Source organism: Streptomyces sp. NPDC059897 (assembly GCF_042730865.1).
Taxonomy (GTDB): Bacteria; Actinomycetota; Actinomycetes; order Streptomycetales; family Streptomycetaceae; genus Streptomyces.
Window position 1 is genome coordinate 133032 of record NZ_JBHWKQ010000008.1, and the last position, 18159, is coordinate 151190.

An 18159-nucleotide genomic window follows, 5' to 3' on the forward strand; every position below is an offset into this window, starting at 1 on the left:
TCCACCCTCCCTAGGAGTCACCATGCCGAGGTTCGCGGCGAACCTGTCCATGCTGTATCGCGAGCACGACTTCCTGGACCGCTTCGCCGCGGCCTCGGCGGACGGCTTCGAGGCCGTCGAGTACCTCTTCCCGTACGCGTACGGGACCGGGGAGCTCCGCGCCCGCCTCGACGAACACAGCCTGCGCCAGGCCCTGTTCAACGCCCCGCCCGGCGACTGGGACGGCGGCGAGCGCGGTATCGCGGCGCTCCCGGGCCGCGAGTCCGAGGTCCGCGAGGGCGTCGACCGGGCCCTGGAGTACGCGGCCGCGCTCGGCAGCCCGCGCGTACACATGATGGCGGGCCTCGTGCCCGAGGGTGTGTCGCGCGAAGAGTGCCGGGACACGTACCTGAGCAACCTGGCGTACGCGGCCGAACAGGCGGCGCCCGCCGGGATCGACATCCTGGTCGAGCCCATCAACACCCGTGACATGCCGGGCTACTTCCTGAACCATCAGGCGGACGCCCACGCCGTCGTACGCGAGGTGGGCGCGCCCAATCTGAAGGTCCAACTCGACCTGTACCACTGCCAGATCGTCGAGGGCGACCTCACCGCCGCCCTCCGCCGCGACCTGCCGACCGGACGGGTGGGCCATCTGCAGATCGCGGGCGTCCCCGACCGCCACGAGCCCGACGCCGGCGAGCTGAACCTCCGTCACCTGCTGTTGGTGATCGACGAGTTGGGCTTCGACGGCTGGATCGGCTGCGAGTACCACCCCAGGGCCGGCACGAGCGAGGGTCTCGGCTGGCTGAAGAACATGCGAGGAGAGCAGTACTCATGAGGATCGTCATCACGGGCGGCTTCGGCTTCCTGGGCCGCCAGGTCGCCGAGGCCCTGCTGGAGCGGCGCACGTTCGACGGCGCGCCCATCGACCGCCTGACGCTGGCGGACAAGTTCGTTCCCGACGAGTCGCCGCTGAAGGCCGACGCCCTGGTGAGCGTGGTCGAGGGCGACCTCACGGACCACCTCGACGAGCTGTTCGCCGAGCCGGTCGACGTGGTCGTCCACCTCGCGGCCGCGGTGTCCGCGGAGTGCGAGGCGGACTTCGACCTCGGCATGACGGCGAACCTGGATACGACCCGCGCCCTCCTGGAGGCGGCCCGCGCCCAGTCGGAGGCGGGCGGCCCGACCGTCCGCCTCGTCCTGGCCAGCAGCGTCGCGGTCTACGGCTCCGACGCGGCGCTCCCGCTGCCGCCCGTGGTCAGCGAGTCGACGCTGCCCACGCCGCAGTCCAGCTACGGCGTGCAGAAGCGGATCTGCGAGCAGCTGGTCGCCGAGTACACGCGCCGCGGGTACGTCGACGGCCGCGTGACCCGCCTGATGACGGTGTCGGTACGCCCCGGCAAGCCGAACGCCGCCGCATCGGGCTTCCTGTCCGGCGTGGTCCGCGAACCCCTCGCGGGCCTCGCGGCGACGTGCCCGGTGAGCCCGGACACGCGGGTGGCGCTGGCCTCCCCGCGCCGCACGGTGGAGGGCATCCTGCGGGTCGCGCAGGCCGAACGCGGCACGCAGGAGGGCCAGTTGACCGGGAACATCCCGGTCAACCTCCCCGCGCTCACGGTCACGGTCGCCGACATGCTGGCCACGCTGCGCGAGCTGGCGGGCGACGCGGTGGCCGACCTGGTGACGGTGGCCCCGGACGCGGCGGTGGAGGCGATCGTCGGCTCGTGGCCGGCGGCCTTCGACAACACCCGCGCGGCGGCCCTCGGCCTGTCCGCCGACCCGGACTTCGCGTCGGTGATCCGGCAGTACGCCGCCGATCACCCGGACGCGGTCACCGCCGAGGTGTCCGCGGCCACGTCGATAGACTGACGTCATGTTCAACAAGGTGGACGGACCCGTGCGGCTCGCGGATCGCGTCGCGGCGATGCTCACCGAGGAGATCGAATCGGGGCGGCTGAGCGAGGGCGACAAGCTGCCGACCGAGGTGGAACTCGTCAAGCAGCTCGGCGTGAGCCGCACGGTGATCCGCGAGGCGGTCTCCCGGCTGCGCAACGCGGGCCTGGTGGAGCCCCGCCAGGGCAGGGGCGTCTTCGTGCTGCCCCGCCGCACCCGTCCCCTTGACCTGGAGGGCGACGCCGAGTCGCCGGGCACGCTGGCGAAGGTGCTCCAGATCGTCGAGGTCCGCCGCGCGATGGAGTCCGAGGCCGCCCATCTCGCGGCGACCCGCGCGCAGCCCGCCGACATCGTGCGGATGCGCGCGGCGCTCGCCGCGATCGACACGGCGGTGGCGGCGGGCGGCGACGGCACGGACGAGGACCTCGCCTTCCACCGCTCCATCGCCGAGTCGACGGGCAACCCGGTCCTGGTCTCCACGGTCCGCTACCTCGGCGAGGTCTCCCGCGGCGGCATCCGCGTCACCCGCGCCAACGAGGCCCGCCGCGACGACTTCTTCGAGGCGGTCCGCCATGAGCACCAGGCGATCCTGACCGCGATCGAATCCGGCGACCCGAAGGCGGCCCGTACGGCGGCGCGCCGCCACATGAAGCACGCGGCGACACGCCTGCAGAAGGCGGACCCGGAGTTCTGGGACGAGGCGGAGGGCCTGGAGGTCCCGGTGGACCTGGACGAGAGGGCCTGAACCACCCGCGGCCCCGATCCGCTCACCGTGCTCGCAGCAGCTGGCGGGCCATCACGATCCGCTGGATCTGGTTGGTGCCCTCGTAGATCTGGGTGATCTTCGCGTCGCGCATCATGCGCTCGGCGGGGAAGTCCCGGGTGTAGCCGTAGCCACCGAGGAGTTGCACCGCGTCGGTGGTCACCGCCATCGCGACGTCCGAGGCCAGGCACTTGGCGGCCGCGCCGAAGTACGTCAGGTCGGGCGATCCGGCGCTGCTGCGGGCCGCCGCCGCGTAGACCATCTGCCGTGCCGACTCGACCTTCATCGCCATGTCGGCGAGCAAAAACTGGACGCCCTGGAACTCGGCGACGGCCTTGCCGAACTGCTTGCGCTCCTGCACATAGCCGACCGCGAGGTCGAGGGCTCCCTGCGCGATGCCGAGGGCCTGGGCCGCGACCGAGACCCGCGTGTGGTCCAGGGTTCCGAGTGCCACCCGCATTCCCCTCCCCCGCGCGCCGAGCAGGCGGTCGCCGGGAATCCGGCAGCCGTCGAAGTACACCTCGCGGGTGACCGAGCCCTTCATCCCCATCTTCCGCTCGGGCTCTCCGTACGTGATGCCGGGGTCGTCCGCGTGCACGACGAAGGCGGAGATGCCCCGGGAGCCGGCACCGGGATCGGTGACCGCGAAGACGATGAGGTACCCGGCAACGCCGGCGGAGGTGATCCAGGTCTTGACGCCGTCGAGCACCCACTCGTCGCCGTCGGCCACCGCCCGGCAGCGCATCGCGGCGACGTCGCTGCCCGCCTCCCGCTCGCTGATGGCGTACGCCATCAGCGCCCTGCCCGCGGCGACTTCGGGGAGGTAGCGCCGCTTCTGCTCCTCCGTCCCGGCCAGCAGCAGCGGTACGACCCCGAGCTTGTTGGAGGTCTGGACGGTGGAGGACGAGGCGCACACACGGGCGACCTCCTCGACCGCGATGGCGGCGGCGATGGCGTCGACGCCGTCGCCCTCGTACTCCTCGGGGACGCCGGGAGCGTGCAGCCCGGCCGCCACGAGCGTCTTGTAGTTGTCGTGCGGGAAGCCGCCCCGGGCATCGACCTCCGCGGCCCGTGGTCCGAGTTCCTTCTCCGCGAGGGCCCGCGCCGCGGCGCGGAACTCGTCGTACATCGGGGGCAGCAGGTACGGCGTGGTGGCGTGCTCGGTCATGGCGCGGCCCTTCAAGGTGTGCGGATCGGTAAGGGGAGGGCGGCACGGAGGAGTGCGGGCCCGGCTCCATTCCGGGCCACGGTGCCTGGCCCTGCCAACGTGCGCACGCACGAACATCGGCCCGCAGTTCGTGCGCCCGCACATCGACCCCGCGACGGCCACAGCCATACGTTCCGCATGCCGGATGCGATCCACCGATTGAAAGGCGCGAGGCGATGACCGTTCTTCAGGGGCTGCGAGTGCTCGATCTGAGCCGGGTGCTGGCGGGCCCGTACTGCACCGCCCTGCTGGCAGATCTCGGCGCGGACGTGGTGAAGGTCGAGCCGCCGGCCGGTGACGACGCGCGGCACCTGGGGCCCTTCCGGGACGGCGAGAGCGTCTACTTCGCCCAGCTCAACCGCGGCAAGCGGAGCATCGCGCTCGATCTGAAGAACCCCGACGACCACGCGCTGCTGCTGCGGCTCGTCGAGCGTGCCGACGTCTTCGTCGAGAACTTCCGCCCCGGTGTCGCCCAGCGGCTCGGCATCGACCATCCCACGCTCGCCGCGGTCAACCCGCGCCTGGTCTACGCGAGCATCTCGGGTTTCGGGCAGAGCGGTCCGATGCGGGAGCACCCCGCATACGACCTGATCGTCCAGGCGATGTCCGGCCTGATGGCCGGGACGGGCACCCCGGACGGGCCGCCCACCAGGGTGGGTGAGTCGGTCGGTGACCTGATGGCCGGGCTGTTCGCCTCGTGGGCCATCAGCTCCGCTCTGTACGACCGGGAGCGCGGCGGACGTGGCCGGCACATCGACGTAGCCATGCTCGACTCGCTGGTGGCGCTGCAGGTGACCGCGATGAGCCTGGTCACCGCGACCGGGCAGCTGCCGGGCCGGGTCGGCAACCGGCATCCGGTCTCCACACCGTTCGACACCTACCGCACCGTTGATGGCCTCGTGGCGATCGCGGTGGCGAGCGACTCGGTCTTCGAACGGTTCGCCACTCTGGTGGGTCGGCCCGACCTCCCGTCCGATCCGCGGTTTCACGACGACACCGCCCGCTCCCGCCACGTCGAGCAGGTACGGGAGATCACCGAGGGGTGGTCGTCGGCCCTCACCACGGACCAGGCCCTGAAGCTCGCACAGGAGGCGGGGGTCCCCGCCGCGCCGATCTGGGAGCTGACCGACGCGCTGCGCAGCGAACAGATCCAACAGCGGGGCCTGATCGGCGAGTTCGACCACCCGGTACTGGGCCCCACTCCGTACCTACGGCAGCCGGCGCAGTTCGGGGACGCCTCCCCTGGCCCGACCGCCCCCAGCCCCGGGCTCGGCGCGCACGCCGGGGACGTCGTCGCGCAATGGCTCTCCGGAGACGGGGACCGGGACAGGAACCGGGACGACACACGCCCGTAGTTCCGAGCACCCGCAGCACGCACTCAGCACACACGCAGATCCGAGGCACACCAGCGAAGAGGGTCATACACATGGCAGGCGTGGTAGAGCAGCACTCGATCGATGTGGTCCCCGATGCCGAACGGCACGGGACCGCCTTCAGTCAATTCACCCTATGGCTGGGCGCCAATCTCCAGATCACCGCGGTCGTCACGGGAGGGCTCGCCGTCGTCTTCGGCGGCGGCGCGTTCTGGTCGATCGTCGGCCTGCTGGTCGGCAATCTCCTCGGCGGGGCGGTGATGGCCCTGCACTCGGCGCAGGGCCCGCGCCTCGGGCTCCCGCAAATGATCTCCAGCCGGGCCCAGTTCGGAGTCCGGGGCGCCGTCGTCCCGCTGGCTCTCGTCATCGTCATGTACGTCGGATTCTTCGCCAGTGGCAGCGTCCTCGCCGGTCAGGCGGTCGGTGAGCTCACGCACCTCGGTGACACGACCGGCATCGTGGTCTTCGCGCTGACCACCGCGGTCACGGCCGCCGTCGGCTACCGCCTCATCCACACCCTCGGCAGAATCGCCAGCGTCGTGTGCGCGCTCGCCTTCGTCTACCTCGGCATCCGTCTCCTGGAACAGGCGGAGCTGTCCGCGCTGCTGGTCGACCGCGCCTTCGACCTTCCGACCTTCCTCCTCGCGGTCTCGCTCTCCGCGTCCTGGCAGCTCGCCTTCGGCCCGTACGTCGCCGACTACTCGCGCTACCTGCCCCGCACGACCTCCGCCCGCGCCACGTTCTGGTGGACGCTGGCCGGTTCGGCCCTCGGCTCCCAGTGGTCGATGGCCTTCGGCGTCCTCGCGGCGGCCGCCGCGGGCAGTGCCTTCGTCGACAACCAGGTGGGGTACGTCATCGGCCTCGGCGGCGCGGGCCTGACGGCCTCGTTCCTCTACTTCGTCATCGCCCTGGGCAAGCTGACCATCAATGTGCTCAACACCTACGGCGGTTTCATGTCGTTGGTGACCGGCGTCAGCGGCTTCCGCGGTCAGCGGTACCTCTCCCCCCGGCTCCGCGCCGCCTACATCGCCGGCATCATGGCCGTCGGGACAGCGGTCGCCCTCGTCGGCAAGGACAGCTTCCTGACCTCCTTCAAGGACTTCCTGCTGTTCCTCCTGACCGCGTTCACCCCCTGGTCGGCGATCAACCTGGTCGACTACTACGTCATCGCGAAGGAGCGGTACGACCTGCCGGCCCTGAGCGACCCGCACGGCCGGTACGGGGCCTGGCGCTGGAAGGCCATCGGTGTCTACGGCGTCGGGCTGCTGGCCCAACTCCCTTTCCTCGTAACGGGTTTCTACACCGGCCCGCTGGTGGCACCGCTCGGCGGTACGGACATCTCCTGGATCGTCGGCCTCACCGTCCCGGCCGCTCTTTACTGGGTGCTGTGCCGTCGCGACACCGCCCACATACCGGAGCGCACGATCCTGCGCCCCGCGGATGTGACTGCCGTCTAGGGCCTGATCCAAACGACAGGCCCCAGGGCCGGATCACAACGACAGGCCCTACGCGTCGGCGTCCAGCGCGGTCAGCGCGAGCCACAGTTCCATGCGGTCGGCGAGGCGGCCGAGGTCACGGCCGGTGAGTTGCTCGATCAGCCGCAGCCGGTAGCGCAGGCTGTTGCGGTGGAGGGTCAGCTCGCGGGCGGTCGCGGCGGGCGAGCAATCGTGAGCAAGGTACGACCGCAGGGTGCTGACGAGTTCCGCCCGGTGCTCCTCGTCGTGGCTCAGCAGCGGAGCGAGCACGGCGTGCCCCAACTCCCGCAGCGGCAGGTCCAGGTTGCCCATCAGCAGACCGGCGATGCTAAGGGGCGCCGCCCGGTGCACCCCGGGTCCTGCCTGTGCGGCCTGGCGCGCCTCGAAGTAGCCGAGCCGCAGCCCGCTCACACCGCGCCGCGGCTCCGCCACGCCGACCCGGACCTGCGGGTCCAGCACGCTCAGGTGGCCCGCGACCGTCCCGGCCGCACCCTCGGCGTCGACACCGCCCGGCACGACGATCATCACCGTGTCGTCGATCAGAGCGGTGGGCAGCCGGTCCCTCGCCCGCTCCAGGAGCGGCCCCAGCGTCCACGGCAGATTGCGCAGCCGCGCGGGGTCGCCGTCGACCCGGGCGACCACGACCGCGTGGAGGCCTTCCGTGGCGAGCCCGTGGGAGGCCAGCCGGCGGCGGGCGTCACCGTCCGAGACCGTGCGGTGCAGGACGTCCTCCAGGAGCTGACCGAGCAGCTCCCGCCGACCGGTGAGCACGGCCTGGTGGCGGGCCACTTCGAGCCCGAGGATGCTCGTGGCGAACGACAGGATGTCCTGGCGCCGCGTGGGCTGCTGGGTGCGCAGCTCCGCGACCGGGACACCGTCCACGACGACCGGCAGGGACTCCCCCGTACCGACCGTGGCGGTGTCCGGCCAGCGGCTCGACGCGGGGTGGCGCGCGAGGACGTGACCGCCCGCCTCGACGACTGCCACAGGACCTGCCACCAGTTCCCGGTGCAGCCGCCGGAGCAGCCCGCGCAGCCCGTGTCCGGACAGCAGTTCGCGGACCAGCTGGTCCTGCAAGGTGACGGCCGAGCGCACCGCGTCGTATCGCTGCGCGAAGATCCGGTCGGCGACCCAGCGGCTGATCTGCACGAACGGCACCTCGACCGGCGAGCCGATGAGCGCGAGGCCGGCCCGCTCGGCGACCTCGACGACAACGGGCGGCACTTCCTGGTGCACGAGGCCGGTGCCGAAACAGAGCGCGGCCACCGGCAACTCCGCCAGCCGTTCCAGCAGCCCGGCCCACCCGGCGTCGTCCCGCTCGAGCATGCCGGTCGTCATGACCAGCTCGTCGCCGCGCAAAAACGGCAGCGGATCGGGCAGCTCCGTCGTGGACACCCAGCCGATCCGCCGCGCCGCGTCGTGACAGTGGCTGGTCAGTGCCCGAAGCCGCAGGGACGGTTCGGCGAGGAGATCGGCAACGGAGACGGACACGGACCGATTGTGCATCATCCCGGATCCTGGGGAAGGGGCCCCTGCTCCTTAGGAGCTGGGGGGGGGAGGCATGCCGGCGCCGGGGACTCCAGCAGGCTCCGTCAGAAGGACCCTTCCTCGTCCCACTCCCCGCCCAACGCCAGCAGCTCCTTGCTGTGCTCCACCTGGGAGACCCACTCCGGGGGCCAGCCCGCGATCCCGTGGTACGCCCCCGCGAAGGCGCCGGTGAGCGCGGCGATCGAGTCGGAGTCACCGGAGGTGCACGCGGCGCGGCGCACCGCGGTGACCGGGTCGTCGGGGAAGAGCAGGAAGCACAACAGGCCGGTGGCCAGGGCCTCTTCGGCGATCCAGGCCGCGCCCGTCGCCAGGCACGGATCGGCCTCGGGGTCGACCCCACCGGGCGCGGCGGCAGCGGCCAGGCGTTCGAGGACGCTGATGCACTCCTGCCAGCCCCCGTCGACGTAGGCCGCCCCCTGGGGTGCGAGGTCACCGAGCCACTGACCCCAGCCGGGCGGCGGCGTGAGGACCGAGGCGCGCGCGTAGGCGAGCAGCAGTTCCGGCAGGAGCGCGGGCGCGGTGCCATGGGCGAGGAGCCGGATCGCGTACGCGGTCAGGTCGCTGGCGGCGAGGGCGGTAGGGTGCCCGTGCGTGAGGGCGCTCTGCAACTGGGCGATCAGGGCACGCTGGTGGGGCGCAGGCCCGGGGATCAGCGCGACGGGCGCGACGCGCATATTGGCACCGCACCCCTTGGAGTTCGGAAGCGTGGCCTGGGCCCACGGCGTGCCCTTGCGCAGGGCGCGGCACGCGGTCATGCAGGTCTTGCCGGGGGCGATGCCCGGGTGATCGAGCCAGGCACCGAACCGCTCGATGAGCGCGCCGGTCACCCGCTGGGGCTGGGCGAGCCCACCGCCCTCCTGCACCTGACGCAGGGCACGCGCCACCGCGAGCGTCATCTCGGTGTCATCCGTGACGAGCGCGACACCGTCGTACCGCACGGGCAGCCGCGTCCCCCGCCAGGGCCCGAACTCGGCCTCGATACGCGTGACGGACGAGAGGAACTCGGTGGGCTGCCCCATGGCGTCGCCGAGGGCGGAACCGATGAGGGCGCCGGTGGCGGGGCGTTTGTTGGGGGTGCTCACGGGGGTGTGTTCCTTCCGGTGGGACGTGCTGGAAGTGCTGGACGTGCTTCGGTGCCAGGTGACCAACGCCTGTACGGCGACGGCGAGCGAACCGTTGTCCAAGGCGCTGGCGATGCAGCCGTCCCCGAAGCGTTCACCTCGTACGACGCTGGTGACCAGGCGGACGGCGTCGGCGGCGCCGATGGTGCCGTCGTCACCGGGCCGTGGCGGCTCTTGGTCCATCCACTTGTAGGCGGGCGTGACGGCACCGATCTCGTACAGCAGCTCGGTCACGCGCCGGACGAGGGGCGGGTACTCGGGGAAGGGGATGTGCCGGACGCCGTCGTCCCCCACGGGAGACGTCCACGGCACGTCCCGAATCTCACGCAACGGACCGATACCGCGCTCCAGCTCCTCCCACTGCGCGACCTTGGTCAGGTCGAGCTGGTCGAGCAGCACGGCATCGTCGGCCGGCGCGTCGGCGGGCTGATTCATTCTCGTCGTCCCTTCGTCAGCCGAAAGCGTTCACGCCGATGTCGCGGACCGGGAGGGTGACACCGAGGCGGTAGCCGCGGTTCATGCGCAACCAGCTCGACGGGGCGGCGTTTCGGGTCAGCTCCTCGACCGTCGCCTTGCCGACGCCTGGCCAGTCCTTGGGGGCGTAGTCCTCGCGTGTGGCGATCTCCAGCAGGTGAGGGTACTTACCGTCTCCGGCGTTCTCCTGCCACAGCGGCCTGCCCTCCGCGGTGAGGGGATAACACACCTCGGCGACGCGCAGGACCTCCAGGAATTTCGCGGCCGTGGTTCTCGCAACGCGCAGTTTTTGGTATTCGAGCTCGACGTCGTTGACCGACGGGTCGAAACCCATTCCCTTGGCCGTCACCTTCCACTTGGGGTTCGCCTCGAACTCCGACATCGACCCGTCGGGACGGATGCGCCACAGACCGACGTATCCGGTGACCGGGATCTTCCGGCGGTCGTAGAGCGGAAAGTGCTGGTCGACCGCGAACCAGAGACGTTCGCCCTCGGCGGGCTTGGCTTGTTCGGCGGTGCGCCGCATCTGATCGGTGGGGTGCACGACGAATCCCTTGCCACGTTCGTACCTGGGGAAGTGGCGGGAGAACAGACTGCGTTGGTCCGGCTCGTCGATACTGGGCGTGACGACCTTCTCCGGGAGCTCGGCCGGACTCTGCGCCTCGCCCCACTCGCCCCGCAGCACGACTCCCGGGTACGGCCAGGCGCCGATGAGCTTGGTCTGGGCCTCGGCCAGGAACTCGGTGGGTCTCAGCCCCCGCTCGTAGGCCGCTCGGCGCCGCCCGAGCCAGAAACTGTACGACTTGTTGCTCGCGTCGTCTCCTTGCTCCCTATTGATGTAGATGCCTACGGCACCCTCCTCATCGGATGCCCACAGACAGCCGAAAACTCCGATGGGGTTGGCCAGGAGCACATACGTGACCGGGCCGTCGTACCGGCTCGGGTAATCGGGCGGGCTGTACACGAGCCGCGGGCTGAGGGGTTCCGACTGGGGCCTTACCAAGGGGGTTTCCTCATTCCCCCCGGGGGTGTTCTCACTCACTTGGCTACTATTTCTCCGTAGATGTGGTACTTGCCGTCCACGTTCGCGACCTCCGACACCTGGAACTTCTGGCCCCGGTCGAGGAGCAATTCTCGCTCACCCCGGTTCTGACTGATCTCGTCGACCCACATTCCATGGGTTCCCTCGGGGGCGCGGAGGTGCAGCACGGATTCGGTGTGCGTGAACTGCGTCGGCCCGAGGGACGTGGACAAGTAACCGTCGTCCGAGAGCGTCTTGCCGGCCAGTTCCTGGGGATCGCTCACCTTGAATTCCTTGAGCCAGTGGTCCAGGTCGGTCGCCCTGTGGACCACCAGGTCCTCCGGGAGGGTGCTCTTGGTCATGGCGGAATCGATGTTGTCGATCCAGCCTTCCACCTGCGGACTCGCCAGGCCGGCGTCCCCGCGCAGCAGTCCGTTGATGTCGCCGAAGCGGTGGCTGGTGTAGGCGTGCAACGCGTCACGCTCTTCCGCGGGCAGCGAGCGCACGGTGTCGCCCATCTCGGAATTCCCGTACCGCACCGCCGAGTCGGCGTCGAAGTCCCGGGCGCCGGTGAGTGCTTCGTGCTGATCGCCCCGGGCCGCGGAGGTGTCACCGTCGGGCGGCTGCTGCGGTGAGTGGTCCGGGGATTGCGCCGGGGAGTCACCGAGGTCACCGCTGTGCCCTTCCCCTGCACCGTTGCCACGGTCGTCCCAGTCGCCTCGGTCCGGGGAGTCCGGGGCAGGACCGTCCTGGCCGACGCCATGGCCGTCGGGATCGCCCAGCCCGTCGCCGGGCGCATCCGAAGCAGGAGACTCGGACGGGCCGTGTCCGGCCCCATCGGACACCTCGGGCGCCTCGGACGGCGCCCCGGCCGGGTCGTCCGCCGGGCTGTGGGACGGGACGTCATCCGCCTTGGCGGCATCGTCGAAGGAGCTGTTCGCGCTGTCCGGCACCGCGGGGTTCTCCGGCACCGCGGGACTCTCCGGCCCCCGATCAACGGTCCACCCCTCCGGCAGCTCAGGCTTGCCCGCCGCATCGGCCCCGCCATGCTTCGCCGCGGACTCCCCCGCCCCCTCCGCGAAGTCCCCCACCACATCCCGCCCCGCGCTCCGGGCCGCCGACTCCGTGGCCTCCTCCGCGCCCTCGCGGGCCACCGAGGTCAGCCCGCGCCGGGCCGCCGACGCGCCCGTCGCCGCGCCGCCCGTGGCGACGTCGGTCGCGGCGTCGAAGAGGAAGGTCCCCGTCGCCTCCACCGGGTCCTTGGACCAGCCGGAACCGGCCATGCCCTTCACCAGGTCGACGGGGTGGTTGGTGCTCTTGACCAGGCCCGCGGTCAGACCGCTCACGTTGGAGAGGTACTGCATCGGGTGCGTCAGGTTGTACGGCGTGAGCGGCTGCACCGTGTTGAGCAGCCGCACGGTGCCGGAGGCGCCCTTCACGAAGCCGCCCACCAGGTGCTCGGTGCTGACGATGCCGGACTTCGTGTAGTCCCCGACCGCGGACATGAGTTGGGTCCCCATGCCCGGCGCGTCGGGGGCGCCCTTGGACGCCTCGAGGACCTTGGACCTCGCGTCGGCGGCCGCCGACGTGCGCTGGCCGCGCGCCTCGTCGAGGATCTCGCGGGCCTCCTGCCTGCCCGCCTCCCCCGGGTCGTCGAAGGCGCCGGGATCCTTGGGCGCGGGGCCCTGTTCGGCGCCGAGGGACCCGGACAGCTTGTAGTCCCACATCGCCTGCTGCTCACGCTCGTACGCGGCCCTCGCCTGCTCGGAGCGCTGCTCGGCGGCGCGCCAGGTCTGGACGGCCACGGCCGCCTGCTTGCGCGCCCACTCGACGGTGTCGGCGTACGCGTGCAGTGCGCTCGCGGCGTCCTGGCAGGCGTCGGCCGCGGTCAGCCACCGCTTGGGGTGCGCGTCGAACTTCTCGCGGAACGAGTCGCCCGCCGCACCGCTCCACTCCCCGGTGGCGATCTTCCGGAGCGCCTGCCCGGTCGACTCGAAGGCCTTCCCGAACTTCGCGAGGTGGTCGGCGGACTCCCGCAGATCGCCGGGCGAACCGTGGATCAGCTCGCCCGGCTCGACCGTCTCGTCGAGCTCGCGCTCGGGCACGTCGACGCCCAGCTTGTCGCCGGCCCACTCGAGGCCGTCCTTCGTGCCCTCGACGACCGTGTCCTTGACGGCCCCGACCTTGTCGGAGACCCAGTCCGTGACGCCCATCAGCCGTCACCGCCGCGGCCCGCACGGTAGGCGGACTCGAGCATGTCGATGCCCGCGCCCCTGACACCGCTGGTGGCGGAGTCCTTCAGGGTGCTCGACCACTGCTGACGCATGTCGTCCATGGCGGACTTGGTCGCATCCGGCGACGTGTCGGGCCTGAAGGACTCCTTGGCGCCGTCGCCGATCTCGCTCCACGACATCTTGCTCGCCTGGTCGCCGGTCACCGTCGGAGCCCCGAACTGCGCCATGACGGCGTCCTTGACGATGCCCTCCCCGTACTCCTCCATGTCGTGGTACGTGCCGGCGGACAGGTCCAGCTTGTCGGCGACCTCGTTGCCCTCCCGCACGAGTTCGCGCACGCCCCAGGCCCACCGCTCGCCGAAGGCCGTCAGCGCCGCGGTGAGTCCCTCGTCCCCGACCTGCAGCTTGCTGAGCGTGATGTCCTCGAAGCCGCGCCCCACGGCGCCGTTCCCGACCGCGTGCAGGCCGCCGAGCGACTGCAGCTCGTCGATGACCTGGTTGATGCCCTTGGCCGCCTGCTTGAGCAGGTCCGGGTCGACCCCGTAGCCGTTGCCGCTCACGCCATCGCCCCCTGCGCCACGATGTCGACGGCGATCGCGTCCGGGACGATGCCGGACGTGGGCGGCAACAGCATCGGATACGCCCCCGCCACATCCACCGCGACGCCCGCAGGCTCCCTCACCTCGCGTACGAGGTCGGGCAGGACGTCGTCAAGGAGCCGGAAGCCGAGCACGGTCACGAAGGTGATCCGGCCGTGCTGCGCCGCGAGATCCGCGTCGTCCTGCGCGGCCTTGGCGTGCACGAACCGCTCCAACTCGCCCTGCGAGGTGAACGCGTACAACCACCGCGTCCCCCGCACCGAGCCGTTCCACAGCGAACGCGGCCCGGCCATCGGCACGATGACCGCCGCCTCACGGAACGCGGCGAGCAACGCGTCCCGCTCCCCGCGCTCGGCGTAGAAGTCCCGTATCTCGGCGGCCAGTTCGGCCCGCCCCGCATCTCCTGCGGCTTCGTGGGCCCCACTGGCCCCTTGTCCCCCGTGCATCATGCGTTGCTTCCTCCCCGTGCGCGGCGCGATGATCATGCAATCACGAACATGCGTGCACGCCACAACCAGGTCGGGGCCACAACGACAAGAAGTGCCGGCCGAGACGAATCTCGACCGGCACTCCGTGAGTTGAGCTGAGTGTCCGAGGGGGGACTTGAACCCCCACGCCCGATAAAGGGCACTAGCACCTCAAGCTAGCGCGTCTGCCATTCCGCCACCCGGACAAGGTGTTCGCCGCTTCCGGGACCTTGCCCCGTGGCGACGAACAGAACCTTATCAAGGGTTCGGAGTGGCTTTCACCAGCACCTATGCGATCTGTGCGATCCCGGCCGGCCTCCCTACGGAGCCGTCATCCGCTGCTCGACTTCCGGGTGCTTCTTCAGCCACGCCGCGACGGCCGCCTCCTGGTGGCCCTGGCCGTGCTTGTTGATCTCGATCTCCAGGGTGCCGAGCTCGTCCTCGCTCATCTTGAACCTGTCGAACCACTTGGTGAGCTGCGGGTACTGCTTGGTGAACGCCTTGCTGGTGACCGTGCGGATGGTGTCGCCCTTGCCGAAGAGGCCCTTGGGGTCCTTCAGCTTGGTCAGGTCGTACTTGCTGTAGGCCCAGTGCGGGGTCCACAGGAGCACCGCGATCGGCTCCTTCTTGGCGTACGCGCGCTTCAGCTCGGCCAGCATCGCCGGGGTGGAGCCGTTGACGACCTTGTACTCCTTGTCGAGGCCGTAGCCGGGCACGACATCCTTCGTGAGGATGTTCATCGTGCCGGTGCCGCCCTCGATGCCGACGATCTTGCCGTTGAACTCCTTGGCGCGCCCCTTGAGGTCCTCGACCGACTTGATGCCCTTCACGTAGGACGGGACGGCGATCTCGAGCGAGGTGGGCCCGTACCAGGAGCCGAGGGTCTCGACCTTGTTCTTGTACTTGTCCCAGTAGCTCTTCTGCGTATACGGCAGCCAGGCGTCGAAGTTGACGTCGATGTCACCGGTGGACAGGCCGGTGTAGACCGGGCCGACGTCCATCTGCTTCAGGTTGAACTTGTAGCCGCGGTTCTCCAGGACGTGCTTCCAGAGGAAGGTGACCGCGATGTCCTCGTCCCAGGGGAACCAGGCGACGTTCACCGGGCGCTTGGCCTCGGCCGGGGCCGACTGCTTCTTGACCGGGGCCAGCTTGTCGACGAAGCCGGGGTCCTCCTGCTTCAGCCACGCCTTGACGGCGTCCTGCTGCTTGCCCTTGCCCGACTTGTTGATCTCGGCCTCGAGGCTGGTGAGCTGCTTGTCGGTCAGCTTGAAGGCCTTGAGCCACTTGTCGACCTCGGGGAAGTCCTTGCCGAAGCCCTTGCGTCCGATGGAGTGGATGCCGTCGCCCTTGCCCCAAGTGCCCTTCGGGTCCTTGAGCTTGGTGAGCTTGTAGTCGTTGTACGCCCAGTGTGGCGACCAGAGCGGGACGACGATCGGCTTCTTCTTGGCGTACGCGCGCTTCAGCTCGGCCAGCATCGCCGGCGTCGAGCTGTCGACGACCTTGTACTCCTTGTCGAGGCCGTACTCCTTGAGGACCTTGCTCTTGAGCAGCGCCGACTCGCCGGCGCTGGCCTCGATGCCGGTGATCTTGCCGCCGAACGTGGCGCCCTTGCCCTTCAAGTCCTCCATCGACTTGATGTCCTTCATGTACGAAGGCACCGCCAGCTCCAGAGAGGTCGGGCCGTACCAGCTGCCCAGGTCCTCGAGTTCCTTGCCGTACTTCTTCCAGTACTCGGCGTGCGTGACCGGCAGCCACGAGTCGGTCTGGAAGTCGACCGAGCCCTCGGCGAGCGAGGTGTAGAGGGGACCCGCGTCGAGCTGCTTCATCTCCACCTTGAAGCCGCGCTGCTCCAGGACTTCCTTCCACAGGAATCCGGAGGCGACGGCGTCGTCCCACGGCACGTAGCCGAGGGTGATCTTCTTGCCCTGGCCCACGTCGGTGGACGCGGCCGTCGGGGAGGTCGCGGCGTTGTTCTGGCCGAACATGCCCATGCCGCCCGCCACGAGCGCGAGGACGACGACACCGACCACGGCGACGGCCGGGCGGGGGCGGTACGACCAGATCTTCAGGCCCTGCGTGACCCGCAGCTTGTTGAGCGCGCGGCGGCCCAGCGGGGAGACCTGCTGACCGAGCGAGCTGGTCATACGGTCCAGGTAGATCGCCAGAATGACGATCGAGATGCCGGACTCGGCGCCGAGGCCGACGTTCAGCTGGCCGATGGCCTCGTTCACCGCGCCACCGAGACCACCCGTGCCGACCATGCCCGCGATGGCGGCCATCGACAGGCCCAGCATGATGACCTGGTTGACGCCCGCCATGATCGTCGGCAGGGCGAGCGGGAGCTGCACACGGAACAGCGTGTTGCGTGGCGTCGTGCCGAACGCGTCCGCCGCCTCGACGAGTTCCTTGTCGACCTGGCGGATGCCCAGCTCGGTCATGCGCACGCCCGGCGGCACCGCGAAGATCAGCGTCGCGACGATACCGGCCGGGGCACCCGAGCCGAAGAACAGGATGGCGGGGATCAGGTAGACCATCGCCGGCAGCGTCTGCATCAGGTCGAGGACCGGACGGAACAGGTTGCTGACCCGGTCCGAGCGGGCCGCCCAGATGCCCAGGGGCACGCCGATGATCAACGCGATGAGTGTCGAGACGAGGACGAGCGACAAGGTCTCCATCGCCTTGTCCCACAGCTCCAGGTTCTGGATGAACCAGAGCCCGACGAAGGCCAGGACGGCCCCCAGGGTGCCGCGCAGCCAGAAGGCGATCACGGCGAAGATGCCTGCCAGCAGGAGCGGCTCGGGCGCCTGGAGGAGCTCGGTCAGGCCGTCGTAGACGCCGTTGAAGATGCTCTCGAAGAAGCCGAACAGCCAGTCCAGGTGGACGAGCATCCACTGGACGACGTCGTTGACCCCGTCACCGAAGGGAATCCTAGGCACCGGCGTTCACCTTCTTCGCCGGCTCGTCCTCGGTGAGGTCGGAGGCCGCCGCGTTGTCCTCGACGGTCTTCGTCGGCTCGCCCAGCACCGCGAGCAGCCGCTCGCGCGGGACGACTCCGACGAGCTCGCCCTCGTCGTCCACGACCGCGACGGGTATCGCGCTCGTCGAGCACGGCAGGAACAGTTCGGCGATGGGTGTGTCCTCATGCACCTGCGCCGGGGCATCGGCCATCGCGTAGCCCTCCCCCGGCTCCGCCATGATCGCCCGCGCGCTGAGCACGCGGGAGCGGTCGACGTCCTGCGTGAAGGAGGCCACGTAATCGTTGGCCGGCGTGACGAGAATGTCCTCGGCGGACCCGATCTGGACGATGCGACCGTCGCGCATGACCGCGATGTTGTCGCCCAGACGCATGGCCTCGTTGAGGTCGTGGGTGATGAAGACGATCGTCTTCTTCAGCGTCTTCTGCAGCTCAAGAAGCTGGTCCTGCATGTCGCGCCGGATCAGCGGGTCGAGCGCGCTGAACGACTCGTCCATCAGGAGCAGGTCGGCGTCGGTGGCGAGCGCGCGGGCCAGGCCCACACGCTGCTGCATACCGCCGGACAGCTCGTCGGGGAAGGACTTCTCCCACCCCTCCAGACCGGCCAGACGCAGCGCCTCGACCGCTCGCTCCTCGCGCTCGGCGCGCGGAACGCCCTGCACCTCCAGGCCGTACGCCGCGTTCTCCATCACCGAGCGGTGCGGGAACAGCGCAAAGTGCTGGAACACCATGCTGATCTTGCGGGCGCGCACCTCGCGCAGCTCGCGCGGAGCGAGCGCCGTCAGGTCCTCGCCCTCGAACTTCACATGCCCCGAGGTGGGCTCCAGGAGCCCGTTCAGCATCCGCAGGAGCGTCGACTTGCCGGACCCAGACAGACCCATGACGACGAAGATCTGACCGGGCTCGACGGTGAACGACGCGTCGATCACGGCGGCCGTGGTTCCCTCGGCGCGCAGCTCCTCACGGTCCGCGCCGCCGCGGAGCCTCTCCACAGCCTCTTGTTGTCGCCCGCCGAACACCATGTACAG

General features: G+C 70.1%; 14 protein-coding genes, 1 tRNA gene and 1 pseudogene. 5 read left to right on the top strand and 11 right to left on the bottom strand.

The genetic code is table 11. From position 1 onward, the window contains the following. Nucleotides 1-22 precede the first annotated feature (22 nt). Genes otnI through ACFV9W_RS11890 form a run of 3 tightly spaced genes read left to right on the top strand, consistent with a single transcriptional unit; the run spans nt 23 to nt 2620 of the window. On the top strand, nt 23-820 hold the full coding sequence (otnI, locus tag ACFV9W_RS11880) for a 2-oxo-tetronate isomerase (protein WP_385758440.1): 798 nt from the start codon (nt 23-25) through the stop codon (nt 818-820). Then, the gene (gene denD, locus ACFV9W_RS11885; RefSeq protein ID WP_385758443.1) at nt 817-1851 is read left to right on the top strand and encodes a D-erythronate dehydrogenase; all 1035 of its coding nucleotides are present in this window, start codon (nt 817-819) and stop codon (nt 1849-1851) included. The genes otnI and denD overlap by 4 nt, the downstream gene beginning before the upstream one ends. Nucleotides 1852-1855: 4 nt before the next feature. Next, the gene (locus tag ACFV9W_RS11890; protein WP_385758445.1) at nt 1856-2620 is read left to right on the top strand and encodes a FadR/GntR family transcriptional regulator; all 765 of its coding nucleotides are present in this window, start codon (nt 1856-1858) and stop codon (nt 2618-2620) included. Between the two features lie 22 nt (nt 2621-2642). Here the strand turns inward: ACFV9W_RS11890 and ACFV9W_RS11895 are convergent, their stop codons facing one another. Next, nucleotides 2643-3806: an acyl-CoA dehydrogenase family protein gene (locus ACFV9W_RS11895; protein WP_385758448.1), complete on the bottom strand. Its 1164-nt coding sequence runs from the start codon at nt 3804-3806 to the stop codon at nt 2643-2645. Nucleotides 3807-4021: 215 nt separating this feature from the next. Here ACFV9W_RS11895 and ACFV9W_RS11900 point away from each other — a divergent pair, with 215 nt between their 5' ends. Continuing rightward, complete coding sequence (locus ACFV9W_RS11900) at nt 4022-5200, top strand: CaiB/BaiF CoA transferase family protein (protein ID WP_385758450.1); 1179 nt, start codon at nt 4022-4024, stop codon at nt 5198-5200. Nucleotides 5201-5271: 71 nt separating this feature from the next. Then, on the top strand, nt 5272-6675 hold the full coding sequence (locus ACFV9W_RS11905; protein WP_385758452.1) for a purine-cytosine permease family protein: 1404 nt from the start codon (nt 5272-5274) through the stop codon (nt 6673-6675). A 48-nt stretch (nt 6676-6723) separates the two neighbouring features. Here the strand turns inward: ACFV9W_RS11905 and ACFV9W_RS11910 are convergent, their stop codons facing one another. The 10 genes and pseudogenes from ACFV9W_RS11910 to ACFV9W_RS11955 form a co-directional block, all read right to left on the bottom strand. Beyond that, entirely contained in the window at nt 6724-8184 is a 1461-nt protein-coding gene (locus tag ACFV9W_RS11910) for a PucR family transcriptional regulator (RefSeq protein WP_385758455.1), read from the bottom strand. A gap of 101 nt (nt 8185-8285) precedes the next feature. Beyond that, nucleotides 8286-9323, bottom strand: coding sequence for an ADP-ribosylglycohydrolase family protein (locus ACFV9W_RS11915; protein ID WP_385758689.1), 1038 nt, complete (start codon nt 9321-9323; stop codon nt 8286-8288). 63 nt (nt 9324-9386) lie between these two features. Beyond that, nucleotides 9387-9797 (bottom strand): annotated as a pseudogene (locus ACFV9W_RS11920) (DUF6508 domain-containing protein); the annotation flags it as partial. A gap of 16 nt (nt 9798-9813) precedes the next feature. Then, nucleotides 9814-10878, bottom strand: coding sequence for a hypothetical protein (locus tag ACFV9W_RS11925; protein ID WP_385758458.1), 1065 nt, complete (start codon nt 10876-10878; stop codon nt 9814-9816). Next, complete coding sequence (locus ACFV9W_RS11930) at nt 10875-13070, bottom strand: putative T7SS-secreted protein (protein WP_385758461.1); 2196 nt, start codon at nt 13068-13070, stop codon at nt 10875-10877. The genes ACFV9W_RS11925 and ACFV9W_RS11930 overlap by 4 nt, the downstream gene beginning before the upstream one ends. Beyond that, nucleotides 13070-13651 carry a hypothetical protein gene (locus ACFV9W_RS11935; RefSeq protein WP_385758463.1) on the bottom strand — a complete coding sequence of 194 codons (582 nt, stop codon included), beginning with the start codon at nt 13649-13651 and terminating at the stop codon, nt 13070-13072. Before ACFV9W_RS11935 ends, ACFV9W_RS11930 begins: the two co-directional genes overlap by 1 nt. Beyond that, nucleotides 13648-14139, bottom strand: a complete 492-nt coding sequence (locus tag ACFV9W_RS11940) for an SseB family protein (protein WP_385758465.1) — start codon at nt 14137-14139, stop codon at nt 13648-13650. Before ACFV9W_RS11940 ends, ACFV9W_RS11935 begins: the two co-directional genes overlap by 4 nt. A gap of 139 nt (nt 14140-14278) precedes the next feature. Next, nucleotides 14279-14363: transfer RNA gene (locus ACFV9W_RS11945), tRNA-Leu, on the bottom strand. 114 nt (nt 14364-14477) lie between these two features. Next, a complete protein-coding gene (locus tag ACFV9W_RS11950) occupies nt 14478-17093 on the bottom strand; it encodes an ABC transporter permease/substrate binding protein (protein ID WP_385758468.1) in 2616 nt (871 codons plus the stop codon). Next, nucleotides 17086-18153, bottom strand: coding sequence for a glycine betaine/L-proline ABC transporter ATP-binding protein (locus ACFV9W_RS11955; protein WP_385758692.1), 1068 nt, complete (start codon nt 18151-18153; stop codon nt 17086-17088). The genes ACFV9W_RS11950 and ACFV9W_RS11955 overlap by 8 nt, the downstream gene beginning before the upstream one ends. Between the last annotated feature and the right edge of the window lie 6 nt (nt 18154-18159).